Origin of the sequence: Azospirillum brasilense (genome assembly GCF_003349955.1) — a bacterium.
Lineage (GTDB): Bacteria > Pseudomonadota > Alphaproteobacteria > Azospirillales > Azospirillaceae > Azospirillum > Azospirillum brasilense_B.
On the sequence record NZ_QLKQ01000001.1, the window covers coordinates 24,133 to 43,950 of the forward strand.

Annotated in this window: 19 protein-coding genes and 1 riboswitch; of the genes, 13 read left to right on the forward strand and 6 right to left on the reverse strand. The window is 69.8% G+C overall.

Annotated features, from left to right (window positions below):
• Positions 1–79 precede the first annotated feature (79 nt).
• Positions 80–201, forward strand: a riboswitch (yybP-ykoY riboswitch).
• 83 nt (positions 202–284) lie between these two features.
• On the forward strand, positions 285–848 hold the full coding sequence (locus tag DXK32_RS00105) for a manganese efflux pump MntP (protein ID WP_114856783.1): 564 nt from the start codon (positions 285–287) through the stop codon (positions 846–848).
• A 27-nt stretch (positions 849–875) separates the two neighbouring features.
• On the opposite strand, the gene DXK32_RS00110 is transcribed toward DXK32_RS00105, so the two are convergent.
• Together DXK32_RS00110 and DXK32_RS00115 are read right to left on the reverse strand one after the other, a co-directional pair.
• Positions 876–1,301, reverse strand: coding sequence for a hypothetical protein (locus DXK32_RS00110; protein ID WP_114856641.1), 426 nt, complete (start codon positions 1,299–1,301; stop codon positions 876–878).
• A gap of 93 nt (positions 1,302–1,394) precedes the next feature.
• Positions 1,395–1,733 (reverse strand): hypothetical protein, encoded by a 339-nt coding sequence (locus tag DXK32_RS00115; RefSeq protein ID WP_114856642.1) that lies wholly within the window; start codon positions 1,731–1,733, stop codon positions 1,395–1,397.
• A 280-nt stretch (positions 1,734–2,013) separates the two neighbouring features.
• Here DXK32_RS00115 and DXK32_RS00120 point away from each other — a divergent pair, with 280 nt between their 5' ends.
• Entirely contained in the window at positions 2,014–2,703 is a 690-nt protein-coding gene (locus DXK32_RS00120; RefSeq protein WP_114856643.1) for an alpha/beta fold hydrolase, read from the forward strand.
• 65 nt (positions 2,704–2,768) lie between these two features.
• On the opposite strand, the gene DXK32_RS32860 is transcribed toward DXK32_RS00120, so the two are convergent.
• Positions 2,769–2,963 carry a hypothetical protein gene (locus DXK32_RS32860; protein ID WP_246654055.1) on the reverse strand — a complete coding sequence of 65 codons (195 nt, stop codon included), beginning with the start codon at positions 2,961–2,963 and terminating at the stop codon, positions 2,769–2,771.
• 268 nt (positions 2,964–3,231) lie between these two features.
• Here DXK32_RS32860 and DXK32_RS00130 point away from each other — a divergent pair, with 268 nt between their 5' ends.
• Positions 3,232–4,038 (forward strand): tellurite resistance TerB family protein, encoded by an 807-nt coding sequence (locus tag DXK32_RS00130; protein WP_114856644.1) that lies wholly within the window; start codon positions 3,232–3,234, stop codon positions 4,036–4,038.
• 129 nt (positions 4,039–4,167) lie between these two features.
• Entirely contained in the window at positions 4,168–4,761 is a 594-nt protein-coding gene (locus DXK32_RS00135; RefSeq protein WP_114856645.1) for an O-methyltransferase, read from the forward strand.
• A 12-nt stretch (positions 4,762–4,773) separates the two neighbouring features.
• Here DXK32_RS00135 and DXK32_RS00140 read toward each other — a convergent pair whose 3' ends face one another.
• Together DXK32_RS00140 and DXK32_RS00145 are read right to left on the reverse strand one after the other, a co-directional pair.
• A complete protein-coding gene (locus DXK32_RS00140; RefSeq protein WP_114856646.1) occupies positions 4,774–8,184 on the reverse strand; it encodes an acyl-[ACP]--phospholipid O-acyltransferase in 3,411 nt (1,136 codons plus the stop codon).
• 3 nt (positions 8,185–8,187) lie between these two features.
• Positions 8,188–8,769, reverse strand: a complete 582-nt coding sequence (locus DXK32_RS00145; RefSeq protein WP_114856785.1) for a TetR/AcrR family transcriptional regulator — start codon at positions 8,767–8,769, stop codon at positions 8,188–8,190.
• 175 nt (positions 8,770–8,944) lie between these two features.
• On the opposite strand from DXK32_RS00145, the gene DXK32_RS00150 reads away from it, so the two are divergent.
• From DXK32_RS00150 to DXK32_RS00190, 9 genes are all read left to right on the forward strand, one after another.
• Positions 8,945–10,117 (forward strand): M20 aminoacylase family protein, encoded by a 1,173-nt coding sequence (locus tag DXK32_RS00150; RefSeq protein WP_114856647.1) that lies wholly within the window; start codon positions 8,945–8,947, stop codon positions 10,115–10,117.
• Between the two features lie 369 nt (positions 10,118–10,486).
• The gene (locus tag DXK32_RS00155) at positions 10,487–11,812 is read left to right on the forward strand and encodes an NAD(P)/FAD-dependent oxidoreductase (RefSeq protein ID WP_114856648.1); all 1,326 of its coding nucleotides are present in this window, start codon (positions 10,487–10,489) and stop codon (positions 11,810–11,812) included.
• A gap of 2 nt (positions 11,813–11,814) precedes the next feature.
• A complete protein-coding gene (locus DXK32_RS00160; protein WP_114856649.1) occupies positions 11,815–12,327 on the forward strand; it encodes an L-2-amino-thiazoline-4-carboxylic acid hydrolase in 513 nt (170 codons plus the stop codon).
• Between the two features lie 82 nt (positions 12,328–12,409).
• Positions 12,410–13,522, forward strand: a complete 1,113-nt coding sequence (locus DXK32_RS00165; protein WP_114856650.1) for an ABC transporter substrate-binding protein — start codon at positions 12,410–12,412, stop codon at positions 13,520–13,522.
• A gap of 54 nt (positions 13,523–13,576) precedes the next feature.
• The gene (locus tag DXK32_RS00170) at positions 13,577–14,491 is read left to right on the forward strand and encodes a branched-chain amino acid ABC transporter permease (RefSeq protein ID WP_040136279.1); all 915 of its coding nucleotides are present in this window, start codon (positions 13,577–13,579) and stop codon (positions 14,489–14,491) included.
• A complete protein-coding gene (locus tag DXK32_RS00175) occupies positions 14,478–15,506 on the forward strand; it encodes a branched-chain amino acid ABC transporter permease (RefSeq protein ID WP_247876894.1) in 1,029 nt (342 codons plus the stop codon). The genes DXK32_RS00170 and DXK32_RS00175 overlap by 14 nt, the downstream gene beginning before the upstream one ends.
• Complete coding sequence (locus DXK32_RS00180) at positions 15,503–16,270, forward strand: ABC transporter ATP-binding protein (protein ID WP_114856651.1); 768 nt, start codon at positions 15,503–15,505, stop codon at positions 16,268–16,270. The genes DXK32_RS00175 and DXK32_RS00180 overlap by 4 nt, the downstream gene beginning before the upstream one ends.
• Positions 16,267–16,992 (forward strand): ABC transporter ATP-binding protein, encoded by a 726-nt coding sequence (locus DXK32_RS00185; protein WP_114856652.1) that lies wholly within the window; start codon positions 16,267–16,269, stop codon positions 16,990–16,992. Before DXK32_RS00180 ends, DXK32_RS00185 begins: the two co-directional genes overlap by 4 nt.
• A gap of 11 nt (positions 16,993–17,003) precedes the next feature.
• Positions 17,004–17,507: an L-2-amino-thiazoline-4-carboxylic acid hydrolase gene (locus DXK32_RS00190; protein ID WP_114856653.1), complete on the forward strand. Its 504-nt coding sequence runs from the start codon at positions 17,004–17,006 to the stop codon at positions 17,505–17,507.
• A 78-nt stretch (positions 17,508–17,585) separates the two neighbouring features.
• Here DXK32_RS00190 and DXK32_RS00195 read toward each other — a convergent pair whose 3' ends face one another.
• Positions 17,586–19,583: a methyl-accepting chemotaxis protein gene (locus tag DXK32_RS00195; protein WP_205215596.1), complete on the reverse strand. Its 1,998-nt coding sequence runs from the start codon at positions 19,581–19,583 to the stop codon at positions 17,586–17,588.
• Positions 19,584–19,818 lie beyond the last annotated feature (235 nt).

Sequence of the window (19,818 nt, forward strand, 5' to 3'; positions counted from 1 at the left end):
CATCCTGTTTAGAGCGATTCAAATATATATGAACAGCTGTTCATATAGATTGACACCCACACTCTCCGGCGTTACGGTCCGCCCCGTCATTGGGGAGTAGCCACCCTCCTGCGAGAGGGGCGTGCGCCAACAGACTCGGGACCATCCTGCCTCAGGCGGTCCCGTGGCGCACGCGGCAGCCGGACAGAGTCCGGCCGGTTCGGCAAGACCGATGGTGCGGACGCTCCCGAAGGCCAACCGGGGGTAGCCGTGCTGTCGTGTCCGTTTGGCCGGAGTTCGTTGCCATGCTCGGTGTGACCTCCCTCGTCCTCGCCGTCAGCCTTTCCATGGACAGCTTCGCCGCGGCGCTTGGTCGCGGTGCCGTTCAGAAGCGTCCCGGCCTGTCCGAGGCGTTGCGGGTCGGTTTCGCCTTCGGCCTCTGCCAGCTTTCGATGGCCTCCATCGGCTGGGCGGTGGGGTCGGCCTTCGCCGGCTTCGTCCAGGCGGTCGACCACTGGATCGCCTTCGGCCTGCTGCTGCTGATCGGCGGCTCGATGATCCGCAACGCGCTCGCCGGGGAAGAGGACGACGAGGCCGCCGCCGCCCGCTCGGGCTGGCTGGCCCTGCTGACCGTGGCGGTGGCGACCAGCATCGACGCAAGCGCGGTGGGGGTGGGCCTCGCCATGGCGGACGTCAACATCGCGGTGACCGCCAGCCTGATCGGCGTCGTCACCTTCCTGATGGGCTTCGGCGGCGTCCTGCTGGGCCGGGCCGCCGGCCCGCTGCTGGGGCGCCGGGCGGAACTGATCGGTGGCCTCGGCCTGCTCGCCATCGGCACCAAGATCCTGGTCGAGCACACCCTTCTGTAACGCCCGCCCCGTCAGCGGCCGCCGTCCTCAGGCAGCGACCGCGTGGATGGTGTGGCCGGCGGCGACGGCGGCCACCGTCTGGGCGAGCAGGCCCGGACGCTCCTGAACCCGATCGCAGACCGCACTGAAGTCGATGGACAGCGCCCGCTCTCCACGGTCGCTCAGTTCGCCGCAACGCCGCCCGGCGTGCTCCAGGGTCGCCACGGCGGCCCGGATGACCCCGGCCCCGATCTTCAACCGGCTGGCCCGCGCGGCCTCGGCGATGCGTGGCTCGTTCTGCGCCAGCCAGTGGGACAGCCCCTGCGCGGCCAGCGCGAACTCCCGCTCCAGCGCCGCCGGGTCGCACAGCACGGCACCGTTGGGCAGATGGAGCCGGCCGTTGGCCGACGGGAGCGACAGCGCCGCCGCGATGATCGCCGAGGCCAGTTCCTGCCCGGAAAAGGGCGTCGTCACACAATCACTCATCATAAAAGCGTTCATCGGTTCGGTCTCCAGCAGGACCCGGCGCCCAGTCAGGGGGCGGAAAATGTCAGGGCACGGACAATGTCAGGGCACGGACAATTGCGCGCGGGCCATGCCGCCGTGCAGCGTGTCGAAGCAGACCACGCACTCCGGCGAGTCGGCGATGTAGGCCAGGACGTCCGCGTAGGGGCCGTCGATGTGGATGAGTTCCGCCCCACGATCCTCCGCCGCGCCGCGGCTGTGGGTGATCGTCAGCATGTCCATGCGCGGACCGCGCCCGCCGGTGGTCGCCGCCAGCACCGTCGCCCGTTGCCGATGATCGGGCCGCAGGGCGACCACGACGCCGGCGGGAGCGGCATCGTCGACACCGCGGACGGCGTTCGGGCGGCTTCCGGGACGGACGGCGGAAAGGGTCTTGACCATGGCTCACCTCAAGGGCTCGGGCTGGCGGATACGGACGGACTGGCTTGGCGGAAGGGGCGGACAATCGCCCCGCCTCACTGTTGGTATACCGTATCCCAGAACAATCTTAGCTTCAAGGGCGATTTCGCGAAATTTTCATCCCGCTCCGCAGCAAGACACCCTTTGACCCCAGAGGCCGGGCGGCTTTTCCGCAGGGAGGAAAAGCGCAGCCTCCGCGCTGGACAGGCGGGCACGGGCGTGCTCAGAGGATAGGGTCGGTCACTGTCACGGGAATCGGTCCATGGACCCGGTCGCCACTTCCGTCATCCTCGTCCACGGCGCTTTCGCGGACGGCTCCGCCTGGAGCCGCGTGATCCCCCTGCTCCAGGCCCAGGGGCTGGAAGCGATCGCCGTGCAGAATCCGCTGACCTCGCTGGACGAGGACGTCGCCCATGTCCAGCGCGCCATCGACCGCGCCAAGGGGCCGGTGGTGCTGGTCGGTCATTCCTGGGGCGGGGCGGTGATCACGCAGATCGGGACTCAGGACAAGGTGAAGGCGCTGGTCTATGTGGCGGCCTTCGCGCCGGGGGTCGGCCAGTCGCCGAACGACACACTCAAGTCCTTCCCGCCCTCGCCCGGCCTGTCCAGCGTGTCGATGGACCGCGCCGGCTATCTGCATCTGTCGGCGGAGAGCCTGGCGGCGAACTTCGCCCAGGATGTGCCGGCGGCGGAGGCGGCGCTGCTGGCCGCGACGCAGGGGCCGGTCCATGCCGGCTGTTTCCGCACGCGGGTGACCGCCGCAGCGTGGGAACACAAGCCGTCCTGGTACATCGTCGCCAGCGAGGACCGGATGCTTCCCCCGGCCTTCCTGCGGGCGACCGCCGAACGCATCGGCGCGCGGACGGTGGAGGTCGCGGCCAGCCACATCCCGCACGCCTCCCGGCCCGACGCGGTGGCGGCGGTGATCATCGAGGCGGCGGGCGCCCGCTGACGGGCACCCAACCGCTCCCGGTCACGGCTTCAGGGGCACGATTTCAGGGGCACGGTGTCACGGCATCATCCGGCGGCGCAGCAGCAGGCGGGCTCCGGATCGGACTCGTCGTCGTTCGCGGCGACGCAGCCGTGCGCCGTACCCAGCAGCCGGTGGAGATAGTCGTTCCACAGCGACCCGCAGGCCGGGGCCGGCGGAGGAACGAACGGCGTCGGCGATAGGTCCAGCGGAGGCGGTTCCGCGTGCCGGTCGAAGGTCATGGGCGTCTCCTCCAAAATGCCACCCGCCGACCGGCGGGCGTCGGCGCTTGCTGCGCTCTGATGCGCGCCACGATAGCGGAAGTCAGTGTCCTGCACAGCCTGTTCGAAAGCCACCCCACCTCCGGCATAGAGGTCGTCATAGAAGAGGGATCGGCTGGTCAGGCCCATCATTGGCACCGACAGCTGTGCCGTGACGCCAATCCCTTTCGTCTGTTGATGGGGCGCGAAGCTGCATCGACACGGACACTGAACAGGAGAGAGGCGCGTCATGGCGAATCTTCAGAACATCCTCGGCACCCTTCTGGCGACCGGCATGGGAGGGCACAGCCGCCGGAGCCCGCAGGATCTGGGGTCGATCCTGACCCGGTCAGGAATGGGCGGCGGGCCGGCGATGCATGCCCGAAGCGGCATGGGCGTCGGCCCCATGGCCGGGCTGGGCGCGCTGGCCTACCTCGCCTACCGCGCCTATCAGGAGCGTCAGCAGAACATGCCGTCGTCCGGGCAGGCGCCGGCCCCCTCCGGGCAGCCGGGGACCAGCCCGTGGGGGTCCCCGCCGTCCGGTTCGGGCAACACGCCGGGGGGTATCCTCGGCGGCATTCTCGGCGGGGCCGGCGCTTCCGGCGGTGGATCGCTGGGCGAACGGCTGTCCCAGGTCTTCCAGCAGCGCACCGCTCCCCCGCCTGACGCCACCCCTCCGGCGGCCGGCGAAGGCGCCTTTCCGGAACTCGCCATGGAGGACCAGCACGCCCTGCTGCTGATCCGCGCCATGATCGCCGCCGCCAACGCCGACGGCGAGATTTCGGCGGCCGAGCGCCAGCGCGTCATGGCCGCCCTGGACGAGGCCGGCGGCGGCCCGGAGGAGCGGCGAATCGTGGAGCAGGAGCTGTCCCAGCCTCAGTCGCTCGACTCGCTGGTTCGCTCCGTCACCGATCCGGACATGGCGGAGCAGGTCTATCTCGCCTCGCTGATGGCGGTGGACCGCGAGCATGAGGCGGAGCGCGCCTATCTCACCTACCTCGCCACCCGCCTGAAGATCGCCCCGCAACGCGCCGAGCAACTCAACCAGGCGGCGTGACCGCTCCAACCCCCAAAACCCCCTCCCGTCACCGTGCGGGAGGGGCCTTCCATCGACCACACGCTCTTGACCGCACGGCCACACTCGGCGCAGGGTCTTGGCCCACTCTCCGCCACCGGGACCAACACCATGTTGCTCAATGACGCCGTCGACCGCGTGCTCCGCGATCTTGAGAGCTATGGGCGCGACAACGACGCGCGCGAGGGCGACCGCGCCCGCAAGATGCTGAATCTGGAGCGCGAGACGGCGGAACTGCTCCACATCCTGGTGCGCAGCGGGCGGCGGCGCCGGGTGCTGGAGATCGGCACCTCCAACGGCGTCAGCACCCTGTGGCTTGCCGCGGCGTTGCAGGCCATCGGCGCCACCGAGCCGCTGACCAGCATCGAGCGCGATCCGGGCAAGAGCGCGCAGGCCGCCACCAACCTGGAGCGCGCCGGGCTGGCCAGCCGCGTCACCCTTCTGGTCGGCGACGCGACGGAGACAGTGGCCGGGCTGGACGGCCCCTTCGACTGCGTGTTCTTCGACGCCGACCGCTGGAGCGCCCCGGAGCAGCTTCGCCTTCTGCTGCCGAAGCTGGAGCCGGACTGCCTGCTTCTGGCCGACAACGCCCTGTCCCACCCGCAGGAGATTGCCGGCTACATCGCGGCGGTGGAGGCCCTGCCCGGCTTCGGCTCCACCGTCTTCCCGGTGGGCAAGGGGCTGCACGTCGCCTGCCGCCCCTGACCCCACCGGCCGTCAGGCCGTTTCGCTCGCCAGCATCGCCGCGGCCAGCCGGCTGACGGCTGGGTAGTCGGTCTTGCCGGTGCCGAGCAGGGGGATCGCCGCCACCCGCAGCACGTCGCGGGGGATGGCGATCTCCGGCGCGCCCTTGGCCTTGGCCGCCGCCGCCAGCGCGTCGCGGGTCAGGCCGGCGCCGGCGGTGACCAGCACGATCCGCTCGCCGCGCCGGGCGTCCGGCAGGGCAATGGCGGCGTGGGTGGCGTCCGGCGCGGCCTGGAGCGCCAGTTCCTCGACCAGCCCCAGCGGGACCATCTCGCCGGCCACCTTGGCGAAGCGCTTGACGCGCCCGACGATGCGGATGAAGCCGTCGGCGTCGATGTCCACGATGTCGCCGGTGTCGTGCCAGCCGTCCTCCGTCGGCTCGACCACGCCGGGGTTGTCGGCCCGCATGTAGCCTTTCATGACGTTCGGCCCGCGCACCCGCAGCCGCCCACCCACCGGCACGCCGGGGACCGGCAGCAGCTCCGTCTCGATGCCCGGCAGGGCCTGCCCGACCGTGCCGGGGCGGAAGCGGGCCGGCGTGTTGACGGCGATCACCGGGGAGGTCTCGGTGGTGCCGTAGCCCTCCAGCAGATGCACGCGCAGCCGTTCCGTGTAGGTGCGGCGCGTCTCCTCCTGCAACCGCTCGGCTCCGGCGAAGACCAGCCGCAGCGAGCGGAAGTCGTAGGGGTCGGCCGCCCGCGCCCAGGCGTTCAGGAAGAAGTCCGTGCCGAACAGCACCGTGGCGTTGGTCTGGTAGACCAGCTCCGGGATCAGCCGGACGTGGCGCGGGTTGGGGTAGAGCACCGTCTTCACCCCGTTCAGGATCGGCAGCAGCATCCCGCCGAGCAGCCCGAAGGAGTGGAAGACCGGCAGGCAGTTGAACACCACGTCCTGCCGCGTGAAGTCGACCACAGAGGCCACCTGCGCCATGTTGGCGAGCAGGTTGTCGTGGGTCAGCGCCACGCCCTTGGGCGGCCCCTCCGACCCCGAGGTGAAGAGGATCGCCGCCACGTCGTCCGGCTGTCCTTGCGGGGGCAGGAAGCGTTCCGGCGCCACCGAGGCGGCCAGCGCCCGCAGCTTGTCGCCGATGCCCAGCCCGCGCTTCACGTCCTCCAGATAGACGATGCTGTGCTCGGCGGCCAGCGCCTCGACCAGCGGGCCGAGCCGCCCCATCTCCACGAAGCGGGCCGACGTGACGATGCGGCGTAGCCCGGCGGCGCGGCAGGCCGCCTTCACGGCCTCCGCCCCGGCGGTGAAGTTCAGCATCGCCGCCGGCCGCCCGTAGGCCGCCAGCCCGAAGAACACCGCCGCGGTCGGCGAGGCGGTCGGCAGCAGCACGCCCACCGCCTCCCCCGGTTCCGTGCCGCGGGCCAGGATGCGGCCCAACACCAGGGAGCGCGCGGCCAGGGCGCGGTAGGACAGCGTGGTGAAGTCGCCGTCCTGCACCGCCGCCTTGCCCCAGCCGGTCTTCCGCCCGGCCTCCAGCAGGGCGAGCGCCAGCGTGTCCGGCCGCTGCCCGGCGGCGAAGACGGTCTCCGTCATGACGCGCGACAGCCAGGACTTCAACGCCGCCCGCCGCTTCTTGCCGGCCAGCCCCGTCACGTCCGGGGTGGCAACCGGCGGCATGACCGTGATGGTGATGCGCGGGAACAGGCCCAGCCGCAGCCGCCCATGCATCCGCGACAGGATGGAGCGCTGCGCCCCCTCGATGCAGACCGGGACGATGGGGCAGCCCGCCTTGTCGGCCAGCATGCCGGGGCCGCCGTTGATCTTCATCAGCGAGCCGGTGACGGTGATCCGCCCCTCCGGGAAAATGCAGATCTTGTGGCCCTCGGCCAGGGTGCGGGCGAGCAGGCGCGTGCCCATCGGTTTGGTCGGGTCGATGGTCACATGGTCGGCCAGCGCCAGGAAGGGCTTGGCCCATGCCTGCTGCGCGATGAAGCTGTCCACCGCGAAGCGCATGCCCGGCAGGAAGGCGGCGAGCAGAGCGCCGTCCAGGAAGGACTGGTGGTTCGGCGTGACGACGGCCGCCCCCTCCAGCCGCTCCAGATGCTCGGCGCCGCGCAGTTCGACGCGGAAGGCCAGCCGGAAGAAGGCGCGGGCCAGCGCCCGCCCCAGCCCCACCGCGTCGATGGCGAGCGCCAGCACGACGGCGGCCAGCATGCTCGCCCCGCCCCAGGCGGCCACGGTCAGCGGCGTCACGCCCAGCGCCAGCATAGCCGCCGCGATGCCCGAGCCGACCACCATGAACAGCGCGTTTACCACGTTGGCCGCCGCGATCACCCGGGCACGGGCCGAGGCCGCCGCGCGGTGCTGGATCAGCGCGTAGAGCGGCACGGCGAAGGCGCCGCCCGCCGCAGCGATCAAAAACAGGTCGGCCAGCAGCGGCATCGCCCAGGGCTGGGCCAGCAGCGCCAGCGCCGACAGCGGCTCCGCCGACGGCGCGTCGGGCGTCAGGAAAGGCAGCGCCGCCCCGGCCACCGCCGCGACGAGGCCGGCCAGGGCGGCGCGGCGCGCGTCGGCGCGCGACGGCACCCGGTGCCCCAGCCCGGCATAGACCGAGCCGACCGCCACGCCCACGGCGAAGACCGCCAGAAGCAGGGTCGCGCCCTCGCTGTCGGTGCCCAGCGTCTCCCGCGCGATGGCCGGGAACTGCGCCATGACGACGGCGCCGACACCCCAGAAGACCGAGATACCGTAGATCGCCAGCATCGACACGCGGTCCTGCGCGGTGGCGCGCAGAACGCGCAGGGTGACCGACACCGGGTTCAGCCCGACGCGCACCGTCCGGTCGGCGTTGCCCGCCCGCGGGATCAGCAGCGACGCCGCCAGCCCGCCCAGCGCCGTCGCGCCGAGCAGCCCCGGAAGCGCCAGCGGGTGGGCCAGCGCCAGCGAGCCGCCGGCGATGGTGCCCAGCAAAATCGCCACGAAGGTCCCGGCCTCCACCAGACCGTTGCCGGCGGTCAGCTCCTCCGGCTTCAGCAGGTCGGGCAGCAGCCCGTACTTGACCGGCCCGAAGACGGTGGAATGGGCGCCCATGCCGACCAGCGCGACGATCAGCACGCCGAGGTCGGCGCGCATGATGCCCCAGGCGGCGATCGCCATCAGGCCGATCTCCGCCACCTTCACGGCGCGGGCGATCAGCGTGCGGTCGAACCGGTCGGCCAGTTGGCCGGCGGTCGCCGAGAACAGCAGGAAGGGCACGGTGAAGGCCGCCGCGGCGAGCGTCGAGATCAGCGCGCCGTCGCCCGCCGTCCCCGCCATGCCGTAGACGGCCAGCACCGCGATGGCGCCGCGCAGCACGTTGTCGCCGAAGGCGCCGAGGAACTGGGTGACGAACAGCGGCAGGAAGCGCCGCGTCGCGAGAAGGCCGAGTTCGCCCATGGCTCAGGTTTCCTTTCCGGTGGACAGGCCGCGCAGCAGCGTGTCGGCGACCGTGTCGGCCAGCGTGCCGAGCGGGGCCGTCTGCCGTCCGTAAACGTGCGACTGGATGTTGAGGACGATGGCGCCGATCACCGTGTGGGCCAGCGCCTCGCGGTCGGCGTCGACGACGCTCCCCTCCGCGATGCCGTCGCCGACGATGGCGCAGACCACGTCCACCGGCGTCTCCAATCCGTCCGGCACCAGCGGCAGCGCGTCGTGCTGCGACAGCAGGAGGAAGCGCGCGCGGTCCGGCGCCGCCTCGACCAGCCCGAAGGCCCAGGCGATGACGCGGCGCAGCCGCTGCGGCGCCGGCCCGCTCCCCGCCGCCTCGCGCAGGTCATGCGACAGGGCGGTGTATTCGGCGGCGAACAGGGCGGCGGCGAGATCCTCCTTGCTGGCCCAATGGCGGTACAGCGCCCCCTCCGACACCCCGGCGGCGCGGGCGATGTCCTTGATGGTAGTCGCCTTCACCCCCTTCTGGGCGAACAGCGCGATGGCGGCGTCCCGGACCTTGTTGCGTGCGTCGATGCGGGCGTCTTTGGACATGGCGTTCCCGTTCGTGGCGTTCATTATAAGTGAACGTTCACTCACACTCTGCACGGAAGCGGGCCGCGCTGCAAGGGTGATGTGACGGCACCGCATCGCCGTGCGCTTTGCACGGCGAGGGTTTTTTTGGGCAAGATCATTCGCACACACTCTTCAAACACAGGGAAACAGGGACATGGTGAGGACGATCGACGGGACGGAGGCGCTGACGGCCGACATGACCGCGTGGCGGCGCGACCTGCACGCCCACCCGGAAACGGCCTTCGAGGAAGAGCGGACCAGCGATTTCGTGGCGGAGAAGCTGGCTTCCTTCGGGCTGGAGGTTCACCGCGGCCTCGCCAAGACCGGCGTGGTCGGGCTGCTGCGCAACGGCGAGGGTCCGGCGGTCGCCTTCCGCGCCGACATGGACGCCCTGCACATCCACGAGCAGACCAACCTGCCCCACGCCTCGCGCAATCCGGGGCGCATGCATGCCTGCGGGCATGACGGGCACACGGCGATGCTGCTGGGCGCGGCGCGCCATTTGTCGGCGCATCCGAACTTCCAGGGCACCATCGCCTTCGTCTTCCAGCCCGCGGAGGAGAACGAGGGCGGCGGGCGCGTGATGGTCGAGGACGGGCTGTTCGAGAAATTCCCTGTCGAGCAGGTCTACGGCATGCACAACTGGCCGGGGCTGGAGGTCGGCAAGATCGCGCTGCGCCCCGGCCCGATCATGGCGGCCTACGACATCTTCGAGCTGACCCTGACCGGCAAGGGCACCCACGCCGGCATGCCCCATCTAGGCACCGACACGATCCTCGCCGGCACCCAGATCGTCAGCGCCTGGCAGACCATCGCCAGCCGCAGCGTGCATCCCGTCGATTCCGCCGTGGTCAGCGTCACGCAGTTCCACGCGGGCGATACGTGGAACGTCCTGCCGGCCACCGCCGTCCTGCGTGGAACCGTCCGGACCTTCCGCAAGGAGGTGCAGGACATGGTGGAGCGGCGCATGGGCGAACTGGCCAAGGCCATCGCCGGCGGCTTCGGGATCGAGGCGGAGCTGCGCTACGAACGCCGCTACCCCTCCACGGTGAACGAGGCCGGGGCGACCGAGCTGGCCCGCCGCGCCGCCGCCGGAGTGGTCGGCGAATCGGGGCTGGACCTCGACCCGATGCCCAGCATGGGCGCCGAGGATTTCGCCTTCATGCTGCAGCGGCGGCCGGGCTGCTACGTCTGGGTCGGCGCCGGCCCGTCGGACGGCGGGCGGAACCTGCACAGCCCGCATTACGACTTCAACGACGCGGTTCTGCCCATCGGCCTCAGCTATTGGGTACGGCTCGCCGAAACGGTGCTGCCGCGCGCGGCGTGACGGCGGGCGAAATCCCCTCTCCCCTCTGGGGAGAGGGTTAGGGTGAGGGGGTTGGACGTGTTGGTGTGTTCGGCAAAAGCGCATCCCCCTCACCGGCTCTCAGCGGATGCCAGAGGCATCCGCCTGCCGCCGTCAGCGCTGGCCTCTGGCCAGCGCGAGAGGCCCTCCGGGCCACCCTCTCCCCGGAGGGGAGAGGGTTACAAGGGCCACCGCCGTCATTCCGGCAGCTTTGTACAAACCATTCCTATCTCCCTATGGTTTGTGTATGAAACAGGAAAATTACCGCGCCCCGTCCATGGTAATTGCCCGAGTATGCAATTTGTCCCATGATCGGGCCGATTTCACCCGACAGACGTGGGACAAGGCACGGTGAAGGCGATAGAGAAGAAGACCGGTGTTCCTGGAACCGGCGGCATCTGGCAGCGGCCCGACTCCCTGTGGGAGGCCACGGCCCCGCCGCCGCCGGCCCTCCCGACGCTGAAGGACGCGGTGGAAGCCGACCTGCTGGTGATCGGCGGCGGCTTCACCGGCCTGTCGGCGGCCCTGCACGCCGCCGAATCGGGCAAGCGCGCCGTCGTCCTGGAGGCGTCGGAGATCGGACGCGGCGCGTCCGGGCGCAACAACGGGCAGGTCATCCCGACCCTGACCCGCCCCGACCCCGAGGACCTGATCGCCAAATTCGGGCCGGAGCGGGGCGAACGCTTCGTCGCGCTGATCCGCGACAGCGCCGAAACCCTGTTCGCCCTGATTCGCCGCCTGGGCATCGACTGCGCGGCCGAGCAGACCGGCTGGGTGCAGCCGGTCCATTCGCCGGGCCGCATCGCCATCGCCGAACGGCGGGCGAAGCAGTGGGGCAGCCGCGGCGCTCCGGTGGAGCTGCTCGACCGCGCCGGCATTTCGGCGCTGCTGGGCACCGACGCCTACTATGGCGGCTGGATGAACCGCAGCGGCGGCCACATCAACCCGCTGGCCCTGGCCCGCGGGCTGGCCGGCAAAGCGGTGGAGGCCGGCGCGTCGGTCTTTATCAACTCGCCGGTCCTGTCGGTGGAGCGGCGCGGCGACCGCTGGGTCGCCCGCACGCCGGACGGCACGGTGACCGCCCATGCCCTGGTGCTGGGCACCAACGGCTACGCCGCCGCGGTCTTCCCGGAGATCCGCACGGAGGTCGTGCCGGTCCTGTCCTGGCAGATGGCCACCCAGCCGCTGGACGAGGCGCAGCGGCGCAGCATCCTGCCCGGCCGTCAGGCCATGTCGGACACCCACGGCGACCTGCGCTTCATGCGCTACACCGCCGACCACCGGCTGGTCAGCGGCGGCGCGCTGCTGGTTCCCGTCGACGGGGCCGACCGGCTGCGGCGCATCGTCGGCCTACGGCTGGCCTCCATGTTCCCCACTTTGCGCGGGCTGCGGTTCGACCATGTGTGGAACGGGCGGATCGCCATGACCACCGACTACACCCCGCGGGTCCACCAACTCGGCCCCAACGCCTTCACCTGGGCGGGCTGCAACGGGCGCGGCGTCGCTCTGTCCGTCTCGCTGGGGCGGGAGCTGGCCCACGCCGCGCTGGGCCGCGACCCCGCGGAGCTGGCGCTGCCGCTGACCGAGCCGCGCCCTCTGCCCTTCAACGAGCTGCTGCAACGCATCGGCCCGTTCAAACTCCTGCAATACCGCTGGAACGACATCCGGGAAATCTGACGATGACTGAAGACACCAAGGCGCCCGCCGCCCCGGACCACGCCACGCAGCTGCGCAACGCCTACGCCATGCGGGCCGCGTCCTACGCCCACATGTTCGACGTGCTGCGCGAGCGCTACGGCACCGAGACGGCGCTGGACATCGGGCGCGAGGCGACCCGCCGCCTGGGCGAGGCGATGGGCGTGAAGTACGCGGCGCACGGTCCCGACGACCTCGCCGGCCTGTGCCATGCCTTCCTCGACGGCATCCCGAACCGCGATTCCATGTTCGCTCCGGAAATCAAGCGCTGCGACGGCGACGCGCTGGAAATCCATTTCCACCGCTGTCCCCTGAAGGAGGCGTGGCAGGCCCAGGGCAAGTCCGACGAGGATCTGGAGCTGCTCTGCAACATGGCCGGCGCCATCGATGGCGGCCTGTTCGAGGCGGCCGGCTTCGTCTTCCGCGGCGAGACCTGGAAGCCTGGCGACGAGGGCTGTTGCCGCCTGAAGGTTCTCCCCGGCCCGAAGGCCGCCTGACCCGCCGAGTAAGCCTCCCAATCGTACGATGCTGCCCAACACCGGCCTCGAAGCCGGCCTTCACAAGAAAGGTTCACACGCGATGACCGCCCTGAAGACCGCCTCCCTCGCCGCCCTCATGACGGCCGCACTGGCCGGCACCACCCTGGCCGCCGACACCGTGAAGATCGGCTACCAGCTCCCGCTGACCGGCGAGACCGCCCAGTACGGCCAGGACTTCCGCAAGGCCGCCGAGATCGCGCTGACCGAGTTCAACGCCGCCGGCAAGCCCTTCAAGGCGGAGATCGTCTTCGAGGACAGCCGCTCCGACGCCAAGGAAGGCACCAACATCGCCCGCAAGTTCGTGGACGACAAGGCGATCGTCGGCGTGCTGGGCGACTTCACCTCGGGCGTGTCGATGGCCTCGGCGCAGGTGTACAAGGACGCCGGGATGCCGCAGCTCTCGCAGACGGCCTCGCACCCCGACTACACCAAGATCTCCAAGTACCAGTTCCGCAACATCGCCACCCAGGCGCAGGAAGGCCCCTACAACGCCAAGTGGATGCTGTCCAAGGGCTACAAGAACATCGCCGTCATCGCCGAGCAGACCGACTGGGGCCAGTCCGTCGTCTCCGGCTTCACCGACGGTGTGAAGGCCAACGGCGGCACGGTCGTGTTCTCCGAGTTCTTCAACCGCGGCCTGAAGGACTACCGCTCGCTGATCAGCAAGCTGGAGCGGGCGAAGCCGGACGCCATCTACACCGGCTTCTTCTATGAGGACGGCGCGCAGTTCCTGCGCCAGGTGCAGCAGCTCGGCATCAAGACCCCGGTCTACTCGACCTCGGCCGCCTACAGCCCGAAGCTGATCGAGCTGGCCGGTGAAGCGGCGGAGGGCGTGCACCTGACCTCCAACTTCCTGCCGACCGACCCGGCCCCGCACATCCAGCATTTCGTGACGGAGTGGAAGGCCGCCTCCAACGGCGCGGTTCCCGGCCAGTTCCCGGCCCAGGCCTATGACGCCGTGCGCATCATGCTGGCCGCGGTCGAGAAGGCGTACCCGAACCCGACCCGCGAGAAGGTGCGCGACGCCCTGGCCGAGACGAAGGACTTCGCCGGCGTCACCGGCAAGACCAGCTTCAGCGCCGACCGCGAGGCCGAGAAGGAGCTGGTGAAGGTCGAGGTCAAGGGCGGCGCCTTCGTGCCGGTCGCCGACTGACCGGCGCGCCCCCTTCCGACCCGATAGCCTAACGATCTCCAGCGAACGGCCCGCATGATCGACCCTTACTACCTCCAGCAGCTCGCCATCGGGCTGTCGCTGGGGATGACCTACGCGCTGATGGCAATCGGCTTCACGCTGATCTTCGGCGTGCTGAACGTCGTCAACTTCGCCCATGGCGAGGTCTACACGCTGGGCGCCTTCGCCGGGCTGGTGCTGATCTCCGCGACGGCCCCGCCGATCTTCGCGGTGATCTTCATCGCCCTGGCGATCGGCGCCATGGCCGGATTCTCGCTGGAACGGATCGCCTTCAAACCCTTCCGCCGCTTCACCGACGAGGCGTCGCTGAAGTCGCGGGCGATGCGCGAGTCCACCCTGCTCTCCTCGCTCGCCGTGTCCATCGTGGTGCGCGAGGCGCTGGAGATCGTGTTCGGGTCGCAGATGCGCTCCGTCCCGTTCGAGTATCTCATCAACACGCCGGTGCGCATCGGGCCGGTGATCCTGGTGACCGGCGACTTCATCATCTTCGGCGTGGCCGCGGCGATGCTGATCGGTCTCCAGTATCTGCTGACCCGCACCCGCATCGGCCTGTCGATCCGGGCGGTGTCGAACAACCCGCTGGGCGCCAAGTATGTCGGCATCGACACCGACCGCACCATCATCATGACCTTCGTCGTCGGCTCGATGATGGGGGCGGCGGCGGGCATCCTGACCGGGCTCTATTACGGAGCGATCTTCCCCGCCATGGGCTTCGTTCCCGGCATCAAGGCCTTCGTCGCCATGGTGATGGGCGGGCTGTCCTCGATCCCGGGTGCGGTCATCTGCGCCCTGATCCTGGGCATCTCGGAGAGCATGGCGACGACCTTCGTGTCGTCGGGCTGGTCGGACATGGTGGCCTACGGCTTCCTGATCCTGACCCTGATCTTCTTCCCCAACGGACTGTTCGGAGCGCGCCGTGAACGTGTCTGACCTGTCGGCGCCGCCGCGCGGGCGGGGGTTGCTGATACCGCTCCTGCTCGCCCTGCTGGTCTTCGTGGGACTGCCGGCCATGCTGGCCGGCTTCGACCGCGGCTATTTCTACCAGATCGCCAATCTGGCGCTGATCTTCATCCTGCTGTCCGCCTCCATGCATCTGGTCACCGGGGTCGCCGGGCTGCTGCATCTCGGGCACGCCGCCTTCTACGGGGTCGGCGCCTACACCGCCGCCCTGCTCTCGACCAAGTTCGGACTGGGCTTCACGGTGACCCTGCCGCTGTCCGGTGTGGTGGCGGCGCTGATCGCCTTCCTGGTGGCGCTGCCGACCATGCGGCTGGTCAGCATCTATTTCGCCGTGGCGACGCTGGCCATCGGGCAGATGCTCTATCTGGTCATGCTGAACTGGGTGGAGTTTACCAAGGGCCCCAACGGCATCATCGTCACCAAGGGCCTGGAGCTGTTCGGCTTCAGCCTGTCGGGCCGGCTCGCCACCTATTACACGGTGGCGACGGTGGTGGCGCTGTGCGTGCTGGCGATCGGGCGGCTCAGCCACTCCTACTACGGCAACGCCCTGCGCTCGATCCGCGAGGACGACCAGTGCGCCGACGCCATGGGCGTCAGCACGGCGCGGCTGAAGATGGAGGCCTTCACCCTGTCGGCCTTCTTCGCCGGGGTGGCGGGCAGCCTGTGGGCGCACATGACCGGCTACATCTCGCCGGGCGACTTCAAGTTCTCCGAATCCATCCTGATCCTGGCGATGGTGGTGGTGGGCGGCCTGGGCAGCCTGCCCGGCGCGGTGATCGGCGCGCTTCTGCTGATTCTGCTGCCGGAAGGGCTGCGCGCCTTCGGCGACTTCCGCAACATCATGGTCGGTCTGGTGATGTTCCTGTCGATCCTGCTGCTGCCCAAGGGCCTGCTGGGCGAGGTCTCCGCGCTCCAGCTCGCGCGGCGCCAGCTGGGTGCGGCGTGGCGCAACACCGTGAAGGGCGAAGGGATCGGCTGGCGATGACCCATCTTCTCGACATCCGCAACGTCAGCCGCCGCTTCGGCGGCGTTCTGGCCGTCAACGACGTGACCGGCCATGTGGACGAGGGCGAGCTGGTCGGGCTGATCGGCCCGAACGGCGCCGGCAAGACCACCCTGTTCAACCTGATCTCCGGCTTCACGCCGCTGTCGTCGGGCACCGTCTCCTTCGACGGCCGGACCATCAGCGGGCTGAAGACCAACCAGGTGGCCCGGCTGGGCATCAGCCGCACCTTCCAGAACCTGCGCGTCTTCCCGAACATGTCGGTCTTCGACAACGTGTCGGTGGGTGCCGTGGGCGCGCTGCCGCAGGGGGCGCTGGGCGCGCTGTTCGGTTCCCTCGCCGGGGGCGGCGCCCGCTCCGCCGAGATCAGCCGCCGCACCTGGGAGGCGCTGGAGGCCGTCGGCCTGACCCATGTGGCGGGGGAGTTGGCGGCCAACCTGCCCTACGGCCAGCGCAAGTATCTGGAGATCGCCCGCGCCCTGGCGATGCAGCCGCGCTTCCTGATCCTCGACGAGCCGGCCGCCGGCCTCAACGACACCGAGACGCGCGCTCTGGCCGACTTCATCAAGCGGCTGCACGGCACCGGCCTGACCATCATGCTGGTGGAGCACGACATGACCCTGGTCATGAGCATCTGCCAGCGCATCCTGGTGCTCGCCTCCGGCCGCAAGATCGCCGACGGCCCGCCCGACGCCATCCGCCGCGACCCAGCGGTGCTGGAAGCCTATCTGGGGGTGGACGCATGAGCCAGCCGCAAGCCAACGGCCCGATCCTCGCGATCGAGAACCTGCACGTCACCATGGGGCCGCAGGAGATCCTGCACGGCATCGACCTGACCGTGGCGCAGGGCGCCATCGTCGCCGTTCTGGGCTCCAACGGCGTCGGCAAGACGACGCTGATGCGGGCGATCTCCGGCGTCTACCGGGCGAGCCGGGGCGGCATCGCCTTCCGCGGCGAGCCCATCGCCAACCTGCCCGCCCACCGCATCGTCAAGCTCGGCCTGTCGCAGGCGCCGGAAGGCCGCCAGATCTTCTCCAACATGAGCGTGCGGGAGAATCTGGTGCTCGGCGGCGGCGACGTGGGCCTGGGCGAACTCGACCGGATGCTCGACATGTTCCCGGTCCTGCGCGAGCGTCTGCGCCAGAACGCCGGGTCGCTGTCGGGCGGCGAGCAGCAGATGCTGTGCATCGCCCGCGCCCTGATGCGCCGTCCCGCCCTACTCCTGCTCGACGAGCCGTCGCTGGGGCTGGCCCCGATGGTCGTCGCGCAAATCTTCGATCTGGTGCAGCGCATCCGGGCGGAGGGCGTGTCGATCCTGCTGGTCGAGCAGAACGCCCGCGCCGCCCTGCGGGTCGCCGACCACGCGGCGGTGATGGAGGACGGGCGCATCGTGCTGGCCGGCCCGGCCGCCCAGCTCCGCGACGATCCCCGCATCGCCGAGGCCTATCTCGGCGGCCACGCCCACTGACGGAGACCGTGATGACCGAACCGACCGACACGCCTGCGGCCAAGCCCGCGATGGGCATGCTGGAGCGCCGCGGGATCGAGGCGGCGATCCTGAAGCCGGTCTATGAGGAAATGGCTGCCCGGCTGGGCGAGGCGGTGGCGCAGGAGATCCTGGGCGCCGCCATCACCCGCGCCGCGGTGGAATCCGCCGCGGCCTTCGCCGCCACCGAGCCGAACGGCACCAGCCTCAAAAGCTTCGCCGACCTGCAGCCGCTGTGGACCAAGGACGACGCGCTGCGGCTGGAGGTGCTGCACCAGGACGAGACGCGGTTCGACTACAACGTCACCCGCTGCCGCTACGCCGAGATGTACCGGGAGATGGGGCTGGGTCACATCGGCCACCTGCTGTCCTGCAACCGCGACGCCGCCTTCTGCACGGGCTACGACCCGTCGATCACGATGGAGCGGACGCAGACGATCATGCAGGGCGCCAGCCATTGCGACTTCCGCTACCGCGTGGACACGCCGCAGGGCTGACGGGGGAAAGCCCGAAACGACGACGGCCCAGCGTTCCACACGCCGGGCCGTCGCTTTTTCAGGACAGACTGCGGTTCGTCAGGCGGCCACCGGCTGAAGCCCGCGGGTGAGCTGGGCGAAGACGTCGCGGAAGCGCGGCTGGGCCACGTCGCTTTCGGCGAAGCGGACATGGACCGCCGCCTTGTCGATGGCCCGCACCTCGAAGGCGACGGTCAGGCCGAAGCGGTCGAGCCGCAGGGTGCCGCGGTCGCCCACGCCGAGACCGGCGATCCCGTTCAGCATGGCGCCGCCGTTCGACAGGTCGGTCAGGGTGCCGGACTGGTCGCGCCCGTGCACCACGGCGCTGCACGCCTCGTTCACCCGGTAGCGCGGGCTGCGGCGGCGGTCGGCGTCGGTCGTGGAGGTGCGGACGACGCGCACCAGCACCCGGCGCAGCTCGTCGATGCTGGTCGCCACCTCGTCCGAACCAGCCCGCACGCCCGACGCCTGCGACCCGGTCTGGTCGGCGTCGCTGGAGACGGCGGCGATGCGCACCGACACCTCCTGCGCGGCGTTGGAGGTTTCCACCACGTTGCGGCTGATTTCCTGGGTGGCGGCGGCCTGCTCCTCCATCGCCGCGGCGATGGCGCTGGAGATCTGGTCGATCTCGCCGATGGTGTCGCCGATCTCCGCCACGGCACCCACGGCGGTGCCGGTCACCCCCTGGATCTCCGCGATCAGGCGGGTGATCTCCTCGGTCGAGCGGGCGGTCTGGTTGGCGAGGTTCTTCACCTCCTGGGCCACCACTGCGAAGCCCTTGCCGGCCTCGCCGGCGCGGGCCGCCTCGATGGTGGCGTTCAGCGCCAGCAGGTTGGTCTGGCTGGCGATGTCGGTGATCAGCTTGACAACCTCGTCGATGCGGCCGACCGCCTCGGACAGCGACTGGATGGTGCCCTGGGTGCGCTGGCCATTCTCCACGGCGCGGCGGGTGACCGCGCTGGAATGGGCGATCTGCGCGGAGATTTCGCGGATCGAGGCCGCCAGCTCCTCCGTCGCCGCCGCCACGGTCTGGGCGTTGGCCAGGGCCTCCTCAGCCGCCGCGGCGACGTTCTGCGCGTTGACACTGACCCGCTCCGCCGAGGTTGCCATGGCGTCGGCGTCCTGGGCCATGCCGCCGGTGCGCAGGGCGACCTGCTCCACGGCGTGGCTGGCTTCACGCTCCACCGTCTCGGCCATGGCCTGGAGGGCGGTGATGCGCTCCTCCTCCGCCTGGCGCTGACGCTCCGCGCGTTCCTGGATGGAGTAGCTCAGCTTCGCCTTGACGGCGCGGATCTGCGAGCGGATGCGGGCGAACTCCGCCACGCCGGAGCTGGGGACGTTGGTCATCAGGTCGCCGCGGGCGATGGCGTCGAGATGGGTTTCGACGAGCCCGAGCGGACGGCGCACCGTCCCCAGAACGCTGAGCGTGCCGACGCCGGCCACCAGCAGGCCGAACAACATCAGCCCTGCGAAGATTTCGACGCTGTCGCTGCCGGTCAGGCTCAGCCAGCCGAGGACCATGACGGTCAGCAACAGCAGGCCGGTGGTTGCCAGGATGCGCCCGGCGATGCTCGACGTCAGATTGCCCAGCCAGACCCCGAAGCCGCGGCGGACGATCTGGCCGTCCAGCAACCCGTACTGCTGGCCGCGCCCGGCGCGGATCTCGGCGTAGATGCGCTCGGCCTCCGCCACCGCCTCGCGGGTCGGCTTGGTGCGGATCGAGATGTACTCCGTCACCACGCCCTTCTCGGTGATCGGGGTGACGTTCGCCTTGACCCAATAATGGTCGCCGCTTTTGGACCGGTTCTTGACCAGCCCTTCCCACGGCCTGCCATCCTTGATGGTTTCCCACAGGTTGGCAAAGGCCACCGGGGGCATGTCCGGATGGCGCACAAGATTATGTGGCGAGCCTAATAATTCCGTTTCTGAGAAACCGCTAATATCAACAAATGCTTTATTGACGAACGTGATCTTGCCGCGGGTGTCGGTCCGCGACACAAGCAGCATGTCGTCGGCCATTTCGATTTCGCGGTTCGTAACCGGTCCATTGTCGCGCATAAGCCAGCACCCCGTCGCGGAGAACACGCACAAACACTACTTAAGTGCTACTTCTACTGTATTAATGGCCGAAAAACATCACCATATTGTCGCACCGTACCAGCCCGTCGCCAGCCTCGCTTGAGCCGGAGCCCACCCGCTAGAGCCCTGCAAACGCTGAAAAAATCATCGATTTATCTTGCATTTTAAGCGTATTCGCAGCGCTGCTTTCCCCTATTGTGGATTCTACGGAGTC